The sequence below is a fragment of the Actinokineospora spheciospongiae genome (assembly GCF_000564855.1).
Lineage (GTDB): Bacteria > Actinomycetota > Actinomycetes > Mycobacteriales > Pseudonocardiaceae > Actinokineospora > Actinokineospora spheciospongiae.
Genome location: NZ_AYXG01000071.1, coordinates 1 through 16,389, shown reverse-complemented (window position 1 = coordinate 16,389; position 16,389 = coordinate 1). Strand labels below are relative to the sequence as shown.

Genomic DNA, 16,389 nt, shown 5'->3' with positions numbered 1-16,389 from the left:
TCCCGCCATGATGGCGGACGTGAAGCCTCGGGTGCTGGTGGTCGACGACGAACTCGGCGTGCGCCGGGCCCTGCAACGCGGGCTGACCGCGGAGGGCATGGACGTGATGGTCGCCGGTGACGGCCCCAGCGCGCTGCGGATGGCGCTGACCGGCGCGTTCGACGTCGTCCTGCTCGACATCATGCTGCCCGGCCTGTCCGGTTACCGGGTGCTGGAGCGGCTGCGCGCCGAGGGGGTGCGCACCCCGGTGCTGCTGGTCTCGGCCAAGGACGGCGAGGTCGACCAGGCCGACGGGCTCGACCTGGGCGCGGACGGGTACCTGGTGAAGCCATTCTCGTTCGTGGTGCTGGTGGCCCAGGTGCGCGCCACGCTGCGCCGGGGCGCGGAGGAGGGCGCCGGGCGGCGGCTGCGGCTGGGGTCGCTGCTGGTCGACCGGGGTGCCAGGGAGGTCAGCTTCAACGGCGAGCCGGTGCCGCTGAGCCCGCGCGAGTTCGCCGTGCTGGACTGCCTGGCCGGGCGGGCCGGGTCGGTGGTCACCAAGGACGAGCTGCTGCGCGCGGTCTGGGGCGACGAGCAGGCCGCCACCCGCAACGCCGTGGAGGTCTACGTCGGCTACCTGCGGCGCAAGCTGGACGCGGCGGGCGCCGACGGCATCGTGCGCACCGTGCGCGGCCACGGCTACCTGGCCTCCACCGCCGAGATCGACGCCGCCCTCGACACCCCGCGACCGCGGTGAGCCGACGCCGCTCCGTGCGCCTGCGGATCACCGCCGTCGCCACGGCGGGAACGCTCGCGGTGCTGCTCGGCCTGGCCCTGCTCAGCAGCCGGATGACCGGGCCGCTGCTGGTCGACAGCGCCGACGACGAACTGCGCCCCGCCCTGGACACCGCCGTGGCCGCGGTGGCCGCCGGGGCCGAGGTCCGCCCGGTCTCGCCGAACTTCCGCACCCGGGTGCTCGACACCGCGGGCGCCCCCGCCGACGGCGCGGCGGCCCCGGAGCTGACGCCCTCGGACATCCGCACCCTCAAGGCCGGTGTGCCGGTGCTGCGGCTGTCGGACTCCCCGCCTGCCCGCTGGCTGGGCACGGTCGCCACCGCCCCGGACGGCGCGCAGCGGCTGGTGGTGGTGGGCACCGGGCTGGCCGGGTACGACGCCGCCCGGGGCGCCGCGCTGCGCTGGCTGATCACCGCAGCGGTCATCGCCGCCGCCGCGACCGCCCTGGCCACCTGGTCGGCGGTGCGCTCGGCGATGCGCCCGGTGGGGCGGCTGCGCGCGGCGGCGGCCAGGCTCGGCGCGGGCAAGCGCCTGCCGCTGCCGGAGTCGCGCGAGCTGCGCGCCCTGGCCGCGGCCATGAACGACCTGCTGGCCCGCCGCGACGAGGCCGCCGACCGGCTGCGGCGGTTCACCGGGGACGCCGCGCACGAGCTGCGCTCCCCGGTCGCCTCCATCCGGGTGCAGGCCGAGGTGGCGGTGGCGCACCCGGACCCGGAACTGGCCCAGGAGGTGCTCGCCGACGTCGCCAGGGAGTCGCAGCGGCTGTCCGCGCTGGTCGACGGCCTGCTGACGCTGGCCCGCTCGGACGCCGGGGAGCTGCCCGCGGCCTCGGCGGTCGACCTGTCGGTCGCCGCCGCCGACGCGGCGGTGCGCTGCGCGGTCGCCGACGGCCCGGCCATCCGGGTGCACGCGCCACCGGGGGCGTGCTGGGTGTACGCGGCGCCGTCGGAAGTGGACCTGGTGCTGGACAACCTGCTGCGCAACGCCGTCCGGCACGCCCGCGCCCGGGTGGTGCTCACCGTCCTCACCGCGGGCCGCGCCGCCCGGGTCGTGGTCGACGACGACGGGCACGGCATCGCCGAGGAGCACCGGGCCAGGGTGTTCGACCGGTTCTACCGCGTCCAGGACGACCGGGCGCGCAGCTCCGGCGGCACCGGGCTGGGCCTGGCGCTGGTGGCCGAGGTGGTGCGGCGGCGCGGCGGGGCCGTGCGGGTGGGGGAGTCGCCGGAGGGCGGCGCCCGGTTCCAGGTGACCTGGCGGACGGCGTCGGTCTGAGCACCGGTCCGCGTAGGGTGCGCACCCGTGACTGTGGTGGCTGCGGCCGTGGTGCGCGATCGTGCTGTGCTGGCCCAACAGCGGGCGTTCCCGGCCGAGGCCGCCGGGATGTGGGAGTTCCCCGGCGGTCGGGTGGAACCCGGCGAGTCCGATGTGGACGCGTTGCGCCGGGAGTGCCTGGAGGAGCTGGGCGTCGAGGTGGCGGTGGGGGAGCTGCTGGGCTCGGTGCTGCTGCCGGGCGGGCGCGAACTGCGGCTGTACGCGGCATCGGCGGCCGGGGAACCGCGCGCGGTGGAGCACCTGGGGGTGCGGTGGCTGGCGGCCTCGGAGCTGGAGTCGGTGCCCTGGCTGCCCGCCGACGTGGAGTTCTTCGGCGCGGTGCGCGATCTGCTGGGCGGCTGACCCGGTGGCGCGGCCCCGGGGACCGCGCCACCGGTGACCCCTCAGCCGACCCCGGCCAGGCGCAGGGCCGAGGACAGGCGGTGGGCGGCGCGGTCGGCCGCCCGGTCGGCCCCGGCCTTGCGGATGGCGTCGAGTTCGGCCGGGTCCGACAGCAGCTCCAGGGCCCTGGTCCGGATCGGGCGCAGTTCCTCGACCACCGCCTCGGCCACGGCCTCCTTGAGCGGCCCGTACTCGCTGAAGCCCGCCGCCTCCGTCCTCGGGTCGGTGCCCCGGCAGGCGGCCAGGATCTCCAGCAGGTTCGAGACCGCGGGCTGCCCGGCCGGGTCGTGCTCCACCCGGCCCAGGGCGTCGGTCTTCGCCTTGCGGATCTTGCGGCGGACCAGGTCCGGGTCGTCCAGGACGAACACCGTGCCGGTGGAGTCCTGGGCGGACTTCGACATCTTGCGGGTCGGGTCGGACAGGTCGCGGACGCGGGCGGCGGTGCGCGGCATCACCGCCCTGGGGATGGCGAAGACCTCCCCGTAGGTCGTGTTGAACCGCCGCGCCAGGTCTCTGGCCAGCTCCACGTGCTGGCGCTGGTCGGCGCCCACCGGCACCTCGTCGGCGCCCAGGAGCAGGATGTCGGCGGCCATCAGCACCGGGTAGGTGAGCAGGCTCAGCCGCACCATGGCCTGGCCGTCGGACTTCTGCTTGAACTGGGTCATCCGCGACGCCTCGCCGAAGGCGCAGGCGCACTCCAGCAGCCAGGTCAGCGCGCCCAGTTCGCGGATCAGGTCGCTCTGCACGAACAGCCGGTCCGGGGCGATGCCCGAGGCGACCAGGACGGCCAGCAGCTCCCTGGTCGTGGCCCGCAGCCTGGCCGGGTTGTAGGACACCGTCATGGCGTGCAGGTCGCTGACGAAGTACAGGTCACCGGGGTGCCCGTCGCGTGCCCAGTGGCGCACGGCACCGAGGTGGTTGCCCAGGTGGGCGCGGTCGGACGGGGTGATGGCGGACAGGCGGGTCATGGTGCTCTCCTGGGGGTCGGGCCCCTCCGGAAGATGCGTCAGGCCGCCCGGAGGGGCGGCCTGGGGGTGTGCGTCCGGTGACGTCCGGGCACCACGGGCTAGGGCCGCCGTGAGGCGGCCCACCAGGTGGTGTTGCGGAAAGTCACGCGGGTCACGTTAGCGGATCTCACGCGGCTTCGGCGAAGGCCGCCTTGGCCTTCTTCAACGCCAGGACCGGGCACTTCTTGCAGCGGGACTTCGACTTGCAGCACTTCTTCTTGACCTTGCCCGCCTTCATCAACTTCTTCACGGCGTCGGCCGGTGTGGCAGCCTTGACCAGGGCCGATTTCTTGCCCACGGCAGCACCCTCCGTTCTCCGCCGAACCGTCGTCTTAGGGTAGGTTAACCTGCTCGTCGGGCGGCGTGGTCCTGCTCACACCGCGGTTGCGGTTAAACTGATCGAGCCAGTAGCGGCTTTTGAGCTGCGCCGGGCGCCCCTCTCAGCCAGTGCTGTCAACGCAGACCAGCGGCGGGCCGCCCTCCACCCTCGTTAGAAGGAACCAGGAGCACGCGCGTGCCCGCAGCGACCGTCAGCGCCGAGCTGACCAGGACAGATCTCCGCAACGTCGCGATCGTCGCGCACGTCGACCACGGCAAGACGACCCTTGTCGACGCGATGCTGCGCCAGTCCGGGGCGTTCGCCGCCCGCGCCGAACTCGTCGACCGGGTCATGGACTCCGGCGAGCTCGAGCGGGAGAAGGGCATCACGATCCTGGCGAAGAACACCGCCGTTCGCCGCCAGACCCCCGACGGCCCGATCGTCATCAACGTCGTCGACACCCCCGGCCACGCCGACTTCGGCGGCGAGGTCGAGCGCGGCCTGTCCATGGTCGACGGCGTGGTGCTGCTCGTCGACGCCTCCGAGGGCCCGCTGCCGCAGACCCGGTTCGTGCTGCGCAAGGCGCTCGCCTCCGGCCTGCCGGTCGTCCTCGTGGTCAACAAGGTCGACCGCCCCGACGCCCGCATCGCCGAGGTCGTCGAGGAGACCCACGACCTGCTGCTCGAGCTGGCCTCGGAGATCGACGACGTCGACGAGTCCGTGCTCGACCTGCCGGTGGTCTACGCCTCCGCCCGCGCCGGGCGCGCCAGCCTCAACCAGCCCGAGGACGGCGGCCTGCCCGACAGCGAGAACCTCGACCCGCTGTTCGACCTGCTGATGGAGCGCATCCCCGCGCCCAAGGCCGACGTCGAGGCGCCGCTGCAGGCCCTGGTCACCAACCTCGACGCGTCCAGCTTCCTGGGCCGCATCGCGCTGTGCCGCATCCACACCGGCCGCATCCGCAAGGGCCAGACCGTGGCCTGGATGCGCGAGGACGGCAGCGTCAGCAACGTGCGCATCACCGAGCTGCTGGTCACCGAGGCCCTGGACCGCGTCCCGGCCGAGGAGGCCAGCGCGGGTGAGCTGGTGGCGATCGCGGGCATCCCGGAGATCACCATCGGCGACACCCTCGCCGACATGGGCAGCCCGGTCGCGCTGCCCCGGCTGACCGTCGACGAGCCCGCCATCTCGATGACCATCGGCGTCAACACCGGCCCGCTCGCCGGTCGCAACGGCGGCACCAAGCTCACCGCCCGGATGCTCAAGGGCCGCCTGGACTCGGAGCTGGTCGGCAACGTCAGCATCCGCGTGCTGCCCACCGAGCGCCCGGACGCCTGGGAGGTGCAGGGCCGCGGTGAGCTGGCGCTGGCCATCCTGGTCGAGCAGATGCGCCGCGAGGGCTTCGAGCTGACCGTCGGCAAGCCCGAGGTCGTCACCCGCACCGTCGGCGGCAAGCTGCACGAGCCGTACGAGCGGATGACCGTGGACGCCCCCGAGGAGTACCTGGGCGCGATCACCCAGCTCCTCGCCGCCCGCAAGGGGCGGATGGAGGACATGGTCGGGCACGGCACCGGCCGCATCCGGGTCGAGTACATCGTCCCCTCCCGCGGCCTGATCGGCTTCCGCACCGACTTCCTCACCGAGACCCGAGGCACCGGCATCGCCAACGCCATCTTCGAGGGCTACCACGAGTGGGCCGGGGAGATCCGCAGCCGCCACACCGGCTCGCTGGTCGCCGACCGCACCGGCCCGGTGACCGCCTACGCCATGCTCCAGCTCGCCGACCGCGGCACGTTCTTCGTCGAGCCGGGCGCCGAGGTCTACGAGGGCATGGTCGTCGGCGAGAACCCGCGCGCCGAGGACCTCGACGTCAACGTCACCAAGGAGAAGAAGCTCACCAACATGCGCTCCTCCTCCGCCGACGTCTTCGAGACGCTGGCCAGGCCGCGCAAGCTGAGCCTGGAGGAGGCGCTGGAGTTCTGCGCCAACGACGAGTGCGTCGAGGTCGCCCCGGAGGTGGTCCGGGTCCGCAAGGTCATCCTGGACGCCACCACCCGCGGCCGCCAGCGCTCCAGGGACAAGGCGCGCGACCAGAAGTGACCGCGACCCGCCGGGGGCGGTGGGACGCGGGGTGAGACCGCGCACGGGCGGTGTCGGGAACCTCCGGCACCGCCCGCGCGTCATCCGGACGGGGGAAACCGGTGGCGGGCCGGTCGTCCGGGTCTGGCAGCATGGCCGGGCGCGACTTTCGGGGGAGGTGCGGCGGTGGGCGGCAGGTGGCGGGCGGTGCTGGCGGGGGCCGCGGCGCTGGGCGCGCTGGCGGGCTGCACCAACGCGCCGCCGCCACCGCTGGTGACCACCGAGGTCGCCCGCACCCGGACCAGCGCCGAACCCGACGTCGGCGAGGCCGTGGTGGGCGTCGACAGCGTCCTGGGCGGCTACAACCCGCACAAGCTCGCCGACCAGTCCACGGTGACCACCGCCCTGGCCCAGGCCGTGCTGCCCTCGGTGTTCCGCCCGGGTGCCGACGGCACGCCCCGGCTGGACCGCACGCTGATGGTCTCCGCCGAGGTCACCTCCGCCGAGCCCTACACCGTCGACTACCGGCTGCGCCCCGAGGCGGCCTGGTCCGACAGCGCGCCCATCGCCGCCGAGGACTTCGTCTACCTGTGGGAGCAGTTGCGCGAGGCGCCCGGCGCGCTCGACGGCGCGGGCTACCGGTTGATCTCCAACATCTCCGCGCGCGAGGCGGGCCGGGTCGTGGAGGTCACCTTCGCCGAGCCCTACCCCGGCTGGCGGTCGCTGTTCAGCGGTCTGCTGCCCGCGCACCTGCTCAAGGACATCCCCGGCGGCTGGGCCAACGCGCTGCGGGAGAACTACCCCGTTTCCGGCGGCCCGTTCGCCGTGCGCACCCTCGACCGCGACCGCGGTGAGATCGTGCTGGAGCGCAACGACCGCTACTGGGAGGCGCCCGCCGCGCTCGACCGGATCGTGCTGCGCCGCGCCGACCTCACCGGCACCACCGGCGCCCTGCGCACCGGCCACAGCCAGCTCGCCCTGACCGCGCTCAGCGCCCAGGGCCTCGCCGCCGTGACCGCGCTGGAACCCGACGTGACCACCACGCAGGTGCCGCGCCCCGCGGTGGCCACCGTGCTGCTGCGCCCGGTCGGCACCGCCATGGCCGACCAGCGGGTGCGGACCGCCATCGGCGCCCTGCTCGACCGGCGGGCCCTGATCGCCGCGGGCACCGGGGGCGGCCCCGCGTCCGCCGCCGTGGCCGACGCCCAGGTCCTCGCCCCCAGCGCCCCCGGCTACCGGGCCACGCTGCCCGCGGGCCGCTTCGCCGCCGTCGACCAGGCCGGGGCCGACGCGCTGCTCACCGAGGCGGGCTTCACCAGGGTCAACGGGAGCTGGGCGCTCGGGCAGACCCCGCTCAACCTGGTCATCGCCGCCCCGGCGGGCCGCGAGCCCTACCTGGCGATGGCCCGCGAGCTGCAACGGCAGTTGTCCGTCGGCGGGGTGCAGTCGCAACTGCTGACCCCGCCCGGCGACCGGCTCTACGCCGAACTGCTCGCCGCCCCCGACCCCGACGAGGAACCCACCACCGAGGTGCACCTCGTGGTCGCCCCGCAGCCCGCGGGCGGCGACCCGGCCACGCTGCCCGCCGTCCGGTTCGGCTGCGCCCCGGCCGACGCCGACAGCGGCACCCCCGCGGTCGCCAACCCGGGCGCGTACTGCGACCAGGCCACCCAGCCGACCCTCGACGCCGCGCTCACCGGGAGCACCCCGCTCGCCGACGCGCTGGCGGCGCTGGAGCCGGAACTGTGGTCACGCACCGTCGCCATCCCGCTCTACCAGGAGGTGGACACCCTCGTCGTGCGCCGGGAGATGACCGGGGTGAGCGCGGGAACCCCCTTCGCCGGACCGTTCGCCGGGGCCCCCGGGTGGCGCCGCGCGGGCGGCTAGATCGATCACCCAGGGTGACTTTAGTCCTCCACTGCGTGTTTTCGGGTAACTTTCACATTGCGTGTGGTCGCCTGCTTGTCACCCTTTGGTCACGATCGACGTGGGACCGGTGACCAGACCGTGCCAGGTTCCTAGCGTGCCCACCTAGTGCGCCCACCAACGCTTCGTTGGGGGCGTGATGGGTAACGGGTGCCGCCCAGCCGGACCGGCTGCGGATCGCCCAGTGCTAGGAGGGCACGTGTCAATCAAAAGAAGCTCACTGTCGGCTGCCGCGATGGCTGTCGGTGCGTCGCTCGTCCTGAGCGCCTGCGGCGGTTCCACCGGCGACGGCGGCACCAACACCGGCCCGTCCGACGACGTCGCGGCCATGGCCGTGGCCAAGGGCGAGAACGGCGAAGCCACCGAGTACACCTCCCCCGAGGTCGCGCAGTCGGGCGACACCTTCACGGTGTCCACCGACAACCCGTTCACCGCGTACAACAACGCGGCGTCGGACGCCAACAACTCGTACAACACCTTCGCGCTGACCCAGGTGCTGTCCGGCGCGTACAAGCTCGACGGCAACAACAAGGTCCTGCTGGACAAGGACGTGATGGAGAGCGTCGAGCTCACCAGCGAGTCCCCGCAGGTCGTCACCTGGAAGATCAAGCCGGGTGTCAAGTGGTCCGACGACGCCCCCTGGGACTGCGACGACTTCTACCTGGCCTGGCTGGCGCAGACCGGCAAGTCCAAGAGCGCCGACGGCAAGGACCTGTTCACCGCCGCGGGCACCAACGGCTACGAGCAGATCGACAAGGTGGAGTGCAAGTCCGACACCGAGGTCGTCACCACCTTCGGCACCCCCTACCCGGACTACAAGGGCCTGTTCGGCGTCTCCGCCGACGTCCTGCCCGCGCACGTCCTGGAGCAGGGGACCGGCGTCGCCGACATCACCCAGGTCCAGCCGACCGGCGGTGACCCGGCGGTGCTGGCCAAGGTCGCCGAGTTCTGGAAGACCAAGTGGAACGGCTTCACCAAGGAGCTGATGCCCTCCTCCGGTCCGTACGCGATCACCGGGTTCGAGCAGAACAACTCGGTCACCCTGGAGCGCAACCCGAAGTACGCGGGCAAGCCCGGCGGCCCGGCCAAGCTCATCCTGCGCGGCATCTCCGACCAGGTCGCCCAGGCCCAGGCGCTGGAGAACGGCGAGGTCCAGGTCGCCTCGATGGCCCAGCCCGACGCCAACGCCGCCGACCGCCTGCGCGGCCTGTCCGCCCAGGGCGTGACCTTCGGCGCCTCGAACGGCCTGTCGTTCGAGCACATGGACCTCAACTACAAGAACAAGTTCCTCGCCGACGCCGCGGTTCGCAAGGCGTTCATGCAGTGCGTCAACCGCGACGAGCTGGCCGAGAAGCTGATCCGCCCGGTCCTCGACGACGCCAAGCCGCTCGGCTCGCTGGTGTTCTTCCAGGGTGAGGACGGCTACGTCGACAACTACGCCGACTACAAGGGCGACACCGAGGCGGCCAAGAAGACGCTGACCGACGCCGGCTACACCATCGGCGCGGACGGCTTCGCGGCCAAGGACGGCGCCAAGCTGTCGCTGAAGATCAGCCACACCGACATCCCGCGGCGCAAGCAGACCGTGGAGCTGGTCCAGTCGCAGTGCAAGGCGGCGGGCATCGAGATCATCGACGACGTCGACCCGAACTTCCTCGACACCCGGGTCTCCGCGGGCGACTACGACATCGCGCTGTTCGCGTGGTCCGCGGCGCCGTTCAAGTCGACCCAGAAGTCGATCTACTCCACCGGCGGTGGCCAGAACTGGTCCGCCTACAGCAACCCCAAGGTGGACGCGGCGTACCAGGACGCGGCCAGCAACCTCGACGAGGAGGCCTCGAAGAAGGCCTTCCAGGAGGTCGACAGGCTGATGGCGGCGGACAACTACTCGCTGCCGCTGTTCTCGCTGCCGAACATGTGGGCCTTCAAGGGCATCGACCGCGTGTTCTTCCAGTCCTACAACGGCGCTCTCTGGAACGCCAACGAGTGGGTCAAGACCTCGTAGTCGTCCCCGCCGCCCCGGGCGGCGGCTGACTCTGGTCGAACAAGCGCAGGGGCCGGACCACACCGTCCGGCCCCTGCGCTTGAGCCCTCCCACCTGTCGAACGGCGTACACCGAGGACAGGCGGGACACTCAGAGTTCGGGCCCGACCGGCCCGGCCGCCTGGGCCCCACCGAGGAGCTTTCCGTGATTCGCTACATCATCCGACGCGTGCTGATCTCGATACCGATCCTGCTGATCGGCAGCGTCCTCGCGTTCTTCATGGTCGCCGGGGCGGGCAACCCGCTGGCCGAGCTGAAGGCCAAGCCGGGCACCACCCCGCAGCAGATCGCCGACCTCGAGGCCAGCCTGGGCCTCGACCAGCCGATCATCGTGCGCTACTGGCGGTGGCTGCTGGACTTCCTGCAGGGCGACTGGGGCCAGAGCATCGCGCTCGGCCAGGCCAAGGTCGAGGTGTTCGACTCGGTCATGCGGGCGCTGTGGATCACCGCTCGGCTCGTCGTGGGAGCCGAGGTCCTGGCCATCGTGCTGGGCGTGACCGTGGGCGTCATCGCCGCCGTCAAGCAGTACTCGATCTTCGACTACCTGGCCACGTCGGCGGCCTTCCTGATGTTCTCCATGCCGATCGTCTGCGTGGCGATCATCCTCAAGACCTACGGCATCCAGTTCAACAACGTGCTCCAGGACCTCGGCTTCGACCGCTGGCTGAGCACCGTCAGCCCCGCCGAGGGCGGCTTCCAGGGCAGCTTCGGCGAGGTGGTGTTCCAGTACACGGGCACCTACCTGCTGCCGACGCTGAGCCTCACGCTGATCAGCTTCGCCGCCTACAGCCGGTTCCAGCGGGCCTCGATGCTGGAGACGCTGAACTCCGACTACGTGCGCACCGCCCGCGCCAAGGGCATCTCCCAGCGGCGGGTCATCTTCCGGCACGCCTTCCGCAACGCGCTGATCCCGGTGTCGACGCTGTTCTCGCTCAACGCGGCCGTGCTGTTCTCCGGGGCGATCATCACCGAGGCGGTGTTCGGCTGGCGGGGGATGGGCGCCCTGCTGGTGTCGTCCATCCGCACCTTCGACCCGTACATGCTGATGGGCTGGCTGATGGTCACCGCCGCCCTGGTCATCACCTTCAACCTGGTTGCCGACGTGATGTACGGCATCCTCGACCCGAGGATTCGCCTTGCCTAGTGACCCGTCCCCCGTCCTGAACCCGGCGACCCCGGGCGGTCCGGTGCCGACCACCGTCGGCGCCACCGGCAGCGAGTTCGACACCACCAAGGCCCGCAAGCAGAGCACCCTGATCGTCAAGCGGTTCCTGCGGCACCGGCTGGCCATGGCCAGCCTGGTCGTGTTCCTGCTGATCGCCGCCTTCGGCTTCCTCGGCCCGCTGTTCTGGACCGTGTCCATCGAGGACACCTCCAGCCGCGGGTACCTGCCGCCGAGCGCGGAGCACCCGCTGGGCACCATCCAGACCGGCAAGGACATGCTCGCCCAGCTCATCGTGGGCACCCGGCTGTCGCTGGCCATCTCGCTGGTCGTCGCCCTCGGCTCGACCATCGTGGGCGTCATCATGGGCACCCTGGCCGGTTACCTGCGCGGGGTCGTCGACTCCGCCATCAGCCGGTTCGTCGACCTGATGCTGATCATCCCGCAGATCGCGGTCGCGGCCATCCTGGTCCGCGCCCTCAGCGGGAGCTGGTACGTCGTGGCGCTCATCCTGGCCGCGTTCGCCTGGATGCAGACCGCGCGGATCACCCGCGGCGAGACGCTGTCGCTGTCGCAGCGCGAGTACATCGAGGCCGCCAGGGCCGCGGGCGCGAAGACCCGGTGGATCATCTTCCGGCACCTGGTGCCCAACATGGTCGGCACCATCACCGTCAACACCACGCTGGCGGTCGCCACCGCGGTCCTCTCCGAGGCCGCGCTGTCGTTCATCGGGCTCGGCGTGCAGTCCCCGGACACCTCGCTCGGCCTGATCATCAACGAGAACTACTCGCAGATCACCAACCGCCCCTGGCTGTTCTGGGGCCCGTTCGTGATCATCGTGCTGATCTCGCTCGCGGTGAACTTCATCGGCGACGGCCTGCGCGACGCGTTCGACCCCAGGCAGACGAAGGTGCGGAGCTGATGAGCAGTCTGATCAACGACGGCGTCGACCGGGTGCTCACCGAAACGGTGCTCGCGGTCGAGGACCTCTCGGTCACCTTCCCGACCGACGACGGCGACGTGCACGCGGTGCGCGGCGTCTCCTACGAGCTGCGCCCGCGCGAGGTGCTCGGCATCGTCGGCGAGTCCGGCTCCGGCAAGTCGGTGTCCTCGATGGCGGTCATGGGCCTGCTCCCGGGCAGCGCCCGGATCACCGGCTCCATCCGCTACCGGGACCAGGAGCTGGTGGGGCGCGGCTACAAGGAGATGATGGGCGTCCGCAACAACGGCATCGCCATGATCTTCCAGGACCCGATGACCTCGCTCAACCCGGTCTACACCATCGGGTGGCAGCTCGCCGAGGCCTACCGCGCGCACCACCCGGTGTCGAAGAAGGCGGCCTGGGCCAAGGCGGTCGAGGCGCTCGAACTCGTCGGCATCCCGCAGCCGGACCGGCGCGCGGCGCAGTACCCGCACGAGTTCTCCGGCGGCATGCGCCAGCGGGTGGTGATCGCCATGGCGATCATCAACGATCCGGACGTGATCATCGCCGACGAGCCCACCACCGCCCTCGACGTGACCGTGCAGGCGCAGATCCTGGAGACCCTGCTGCGCATCCGCGACGAGACCGACGCGGCCATCGTGATGATCACCCACGACCTCGGCGTCGTCGCGGGCATGGTCGACCGGGTGCAGGTCATGTACGGCGGCACCGTGGTCGAGTCCGGCCCGGTCGACGAGCTGTTCGACACCCCGAGGATGCCCTACACCGTGGGCCTGCTCGGCTCGCTGCCCAACCCGGCCACCCTGGGCAAGCGGCTCACCCCGATCAAGGGCTCCCCGCCCTCGCTGATCAACCTGCCGACCGGCTGCGCGTTCTCCCCGCGCTGCCCGCTGGTCGTCGAGGAGTGCACCACCACCGAGCCGCCGCTGGCCCCCACCGAGCGGGTGGAGCACACCACCCGCTGCCACCGGTGGGAGCACCTGGCGTCGCTGGAGCGCCCGCAGGCCCTGTTCGAGCACGAGGAGATCGGCTCGGTGGAGAACCCCGCCGCGCTGACCCAGGCCGACCCCGACCTGCCGGTGAGCGAGGACCTCGCCGTGGTCGAGCAGCGGTTGGCGCAGGAGGAGAAGTCCGATGACTGAGACGCACACCGCCGCCGCCCCGGCCGACGCCGCCGACGCGACGACCCCGCTGCTGCGGGTCCAGGACCTGGTCAAGTCGTTCCCGGTGCGCGGCGGCGGGATCATCCCGCGCACCATCGGGCAGGTGCACGCCGTGTCCGGCGTCAGCTTCGACCTGTCCAGGGGCGAGACGCTGGGCCTGGTCGGCGAATCCGGCTGCGGCAAGTCCACCACCGGCCGCGCCATCCTCCAGTTGCACAAGCCCACCTCGGGCTCGGTGCGGTTCGAGGGCCGCGAGCTGACCACGCTCAAGCCCGCGCAGATGCGCCCGCTGCGGCGCGACCTGCAGATCGTCTTCCAGGACCCGTACGCCTCCCTGGACCCGCGCTGGCAGGTCAACGACGTCGTCTCCGAACCCCTGCGCATCCACGGGGTCGGCGACAACGCCAAGGACGTGCAGCACCGGGTCGACGAGCTGCTGGAACTGGTGGGGCTCAACCCCGAGCACCGCAACCGCTACCCGCACGAGTTCTCCGGCGGGCAGCGCCAGCGCATCGGCATCGCCAGGGCACTGGCCCTGGACCCCAAGCTGATCGTGCTCGACGAGCCGGTGTCCGCGCTCGACGTGTCCGTGCAGGCCGGTGTGGTCAACCTGCTGGAGGAACTCCAGGAGCGCCTGCACCTGGCGTACCTGTTCGTCGCGCACGACCTGTCCGTGGTGCGGCACATCTCGCACCGGGTGGCGGTCATGTACCTGGGCAAGATCGTCGAGATCGGCGACCGGGAGGCCATCTACGAGCGGCCCACCCACCCCTACACCCAGGCGCTGCTCTCGGCGGTCCCGGTGCCCGACCCGCGCCAGGAGCGGGCCAGGCAGCGGATCGTGCTCTCCGGCGACGTGCCCAGCCCGGTGGACCCGCCCTCGGGCTGCCGCTTCCGCACCCGGTGCTGGAAGGCGCAGGACATCTGCGCGCGGGAGGAGCCGCCGCTGGTCGCGCACGGCGCCACCCTGTCGGCCTGCCACTTCGCCGAGGAGCGCAGCGTCCTGCCGTAGCGACGCAGTAGGGTTCGGGCGCCGGTGCCACCCCCGGCGCCCGAACCCTACGCGTGCCTAAGGCTGACCTTCCCCATGCTCACAGCCCCACCACGACTGCTGCTCGTCCACGCCCACCCCGACGACGAGAGCCTGTGGACCGGCGGGACGATCGCCCGCTACGCCGCCGCGGGCGTCCAGGTCACCCTGGTCACCTGCACCCTCGGCGAGGAGGGCGAGATCATCCCCGCCTCGCTGGCCCAGCTCGCCGCGGGCGCCGCCGACCAGCTCGGCGGTTACCGGGTGGGCGAACTGCGCGCCGCCTGCGCCGCCCTCGGCGTCTCCGACCACCGCTACCTCGGCGGCATGGGCCGCTGGCGCGACTCCGGCATGGTCGGCACCGCCGCCAACGCCCACCCGCGCGCCTTCGTCGGCGGCGACCCGGCCGAGCAGGCCGCCGCCCTCGCCGAGGTCCTGGCCGACGTCCGCCCGCAGGTCGTCATCACCTACGGCCCCGACGGCGGCTACGGCCACCCCGACCACGTCCGCGCCCACGACATCACCACCGCCGCCCTCGCCGACCTGCCCGACGTCTCCCGCCTGTACTACGCGGTCAACTCCGCCCGGGCCACCGCCGACGGCGTCGCCGCCCTCAGCGGCACCGAGGGCCTCCCCTGGCGCCTGCCCACCCCCGGCGAACTCCCGGTCGTGGACGACGCGGAGATCACCACCGCCATCGACGTCACCGACCACCTGCCCGCCAAGCTGCGCGCCCTGCGCGCGCACGCCACCCAGATCGCCGTCTGGCGCGGCGACGACGGCGCGCACAGCTACTCGCTCACCAACGACATCGCCCAACCGGTCCTGGGCCACGAGTACTACACCCTGGCCAGGGGCACCACCGGGGCCGACACCGACCTGTTCGGCGGCTTGGCCCCGGTCGAGCACGTGGGCGCCGACCGGTGACCGGGGCGCAGCGGGCCCGGTACGCGGGGCTGCTGGCGCTCAGCGCCTTGCTCGCCGTGTACGAACTGCTCTTCCTGCCGCTGCGCCTCGACGGCACGGTCCTGCCGAAGCTGGGCGACCTCCCCTTCCCGGTCACGGTCCTCGTCGCCGCGTTTACCCTGCCGTGGCTGGTGGTAAGAGCCAGCAGGCTGAAGATGAAGGCCTCGGTCGCGGCGGGCCCGCTCTACGCGTGGCTGGTCGCCCTGTTCGCCTTCATCGTCGTCACCCCCGGTGGCGACACGGTGGTGATCGCCGACTGGCGGACACTGCTGCTGCTCGCGGGCGGAGCGTTCCCGGCCACGGTCAAGATCGGCGACGTCCTGGCCAGGTCGGCAGGCAAGGGAGGCGGGAGCGGTGGCTGAGGCGATCACCGACAGGCAGGTCGTGACGGTCCTGCGCCCGTTCGTCCGGGCCACCACCCCGCTGCTCTCCGCCCTGCGCGAGTCCGACCCCCTGGGCCTGGTCCGCCGGGTCCTCCCCTCCGCGACCCGCCCCGAGACCAAGGCCCTCCCCGCGTCCACCGGCGACGCCGAGGACGCCAAAGCCCTGGCCACAGTGGACAGGTCCCGCCGCGAAAAGCTGCTGGACGGCCTGGAGAGCCTCAAGGTCCCCGGCACCCAGGCGTGGTCGGAGATGACGGTCACCGAACGCGACAACTGGTGGGTCAACCGGGTGGGCCGCTTCACGGTGCTGTTGGCCTCCATCCCGGGCCTCGGCGGCGCCCTCGCCGACCGCCTCCCCATCCAGGACGCCCTGGCGACGGCGGGCCAGGGCCTCCTGCTGTCGGCCATGGCAGCCGAACACGGCATCACCGACCAGGCCGACCGGGTCCGCCTCATCGCCGCGGTCCTGTTCGACCGCCACATCGACCCCGACCTGGCCGCGGGCAAGGACGACCACCTCACCAGGGAACAAGAGGACGCCACCACCGCCGAACTCACCGGCGACCTCGACGAATCAGCCCGCAAACACGGCAAGATCACGGTCAAGGCCGCCACCAACACCCTCTGGCGCTTCGGCCGCACCCTCTACGCCCTGGGCGACGAACTCGACAAACGCCCCCAGGGCCGCTTCTACCACAAGGCAGTGGGACTGCTCCCGGTCGTGGGAATGGCCGCCGACTACCTCGGCGAACGCAGCGCCCTCAAACGAGCCGCCAAAAAGGCCCGCCGCTGGCTGGACGCCCACCCCGCCCCCACCTCCGCCTGACACCGCACCCACACCCCACCGCACCCACACCCCACCGCACCCACACCCCACC

The 16,389-nt window shown here is 72.2% G+C and carries 15 protein-coding genes; 13 read left to right on the top strand and 2 right to left on the bottom strand.

Features of this window, described 5'->3' with window-relative positions; translation table 11 throughout:
* Nucleotides 1-7 precede the first annotated feature (7 nt).
* Genes UO65_RS09225 through UO65_RS09215 form a run of 3 tightly spaced genes read left to right on the top strand, consistent with a single transcriptional unit; the run spans nt 8 to nt 2,451 of the window.
* The gene (locus UO65_RS09225; RefSeq protein ID WP_035280673.1) at nt 8-736 is read left to right on the top strand and encodes a response regulator transcription factor; all 729 of its coding nucleotides are present in this window, start codon (nt 8-10) and stop codon (nt 734-736) included.
* Entirely contained in the window at nt 733-2,049 is a 1,317-nt protein-coding gene (locus UO65_RS09220; protein ID WP_035280672.1) for a sensor histidine kinase, read from the top strand. The genes UO65_RS09225 and UO65_RS09220 overlap by 4 nt, the downstream gene beginning before the upstream one ends.
* A 27-nt stretch (nt 2,050-2,076) precedes the next feature.
* Nucleotides 2,077-2,451 carry a (deoxy)nucleoside triphosphate pyrophosphohydrolase gene (locus tag UO65_RS09215; RefSeq protein WP_035280670.1) on the top strand — a complete coding sequence of 125 codons (375 nt, stop codon included), beginning with the start codon at nt 2,077-2,079 and terminating at the stop codon, nt 2,449-2,451.
* A gap of 41 nt (nt 2,452-2,492) precedes the next feature.
* Here the strand turns inward: UO65_RS09215 and trpS are convergent, their stop codons facing one another.
* Nucleotides 2,493-3,458: a tryptophan--tRNA ligase gene (gene trpS / locus UO65_RS09210; protein WP_035280668.1), complete on the bottom strand. Its 966-nt coding sequence runs from the start codon at nt 3,456-3,458 to the stop codon at nt 2,493-2,495.
* Nucleotides 3,459-3,624: 166 nt separating this feature from the next.
* On the bottom strand, nt 3,625-3,795 hold the full coding sequence (locus tag UO65_RS37290; RefSeq protein ID WP_200873347.1) for a hypothetical protein: 171 nt from the start codon (nt 3,793-3,795) through the stop codon (nt 3,625-3,627).
* A gap of 216 nt (nt 3,796-4,011) precedes the next feature.
* Here UO65_RS37290 and typA point away from each other — a divergent pair, with 216 nt between their 5' ends.
* The 10 genes from typA to UO65_RS36665 all read left to right on the top strand — a co-directional run bounded on the left by typA (nt 4,012) and on the right by UO65_RS36665 (nt 16,337).
* Complete coding sequence (gene typA, locus UO65_RS09205; protein ID WP_035280666.1) at nt 4,012-5,916, top strand: translational GTPase TypA; 1,905 nt, start codon at nt 4,012-4,014, stop codon at nt 5,914-5,916.
* A gap of 165 nt (nt 5,917-6,081) precedes the next feature.
* Nucleotides 6,082-7,782, top strand: coding sequence for an ABC transporter family substrate-binding protein (locus UO65_RS09200; protein WP_233427501.1), 1,701 nt, complete (start codon nt 6,082-6,084; stop codon nt 7,780-7,782).
* 274 nt (nt 7,783-8,056) lie between these two features.
* On the top strand, nt 8,057-9,826 hold the full coding sequence (locus UO65_RS09195; protein ID WP_035280664.1) for an ABC transporter family substrate-binding protein: 1,770 nt from the start codon (nt 8,057-8,059) through the stop codon (nt 9,824-9,826).
* 183 nt (nt 9,827-10,009) lie between these two features.
* Nucleotides 10,010-11,008 carry an ABC transporter permease gene (locus tag UO65_RS09190; RefSeq protein WP_084175413.1) on the top strand — a complete coding sequence of 333 codons (999 nt, stop codon included), beginning with the start codon at nt 10,010-10,012 and terminating at the stop codon, nt 11,006-11,008.
* A 43-nt stretch (nt 11,009-11,051) separates the two neighbouring features.
* Nucleotides 11,052-11,948, top strand: a complete 897-nt coding sequence (locus UO65_RS09185) for an ABC transporter permease (protein WP_152552031.1) — start codon at nt 11,052-11,054, stop codon at nt 11,946-11,948.
* Complete coding sequence (locus UO65_RS09180) at nt 11,948-13,111, top strand: ABC transporter ATP-binding protein (protein WP_052020947.1); 1,164 nt, start codon at nt 11,948-11,950, stop codon at nt 13,109-13,111. Before UO65_RS09185 ends, UO65_RS09180 begins: the two co-directional genes overlap by 1 nt.
* Nucleotides 13,104-14,144 carry an ABC transporter ATP-binding protein gene (locus UO65_RS09175; protein ID WP_035280659.1) on the top strand — a complete coding sequence of 347 codons (1,041 nt, stop codon included), beginning with the start codon at nt 13,104-13,106 and terminating at the stop codon, nt 14,142-14,144. Before UO65_RS09180 ends, UO65_RS09175 begins: the two co-directional genes overlap by 8 nt.
* Nucleotides 14,145-14,219: 75 nt before the next feature.
* Nucleotides 14,220-15,089, top strand: a complete 870-nt coding sequence (gene mshB, locus UO65_RS09170; RefSeq protein ID WP_035280657.1) for an N-acetyl-1-D-myo-inositol-2-amino-2-deoxy-alpha-D-glucopyranoside deacetylase — start codon at nt 14,220-14,222, stop codon at nt 15,087-15,089.
* Complete coding sequence (locus UO65_RS09165) at nt 15,086-15,490, top strand: hypothetical protein (RefSeq protein WP_035280656.1); 405 nt, start codon at nt 15,086-15,088, stop codon at nt 15,488-15,490. The genes mshB and UO65_RS09165 overlap by 4 nt, the downstream gene beginning before the upstream one ends.
* The gene (locus UO65_RS36665; protein WP_035280653.1) at nt 15,483-16,337 is read left to right on the top strand and encodes a hypothetical protein; all 855 of its coding nucleotides are present in this window, start codon (nt 15,483-15,485) and stop codon (nt 16,335-16,337) included. Before UO65_RS09165 ends, UO65_RS36665 begins: the two co-directional genes overlap by 8 nt.
* Nucleotides 16,338-16,389 lie beyond the last annotated feature (52 nt).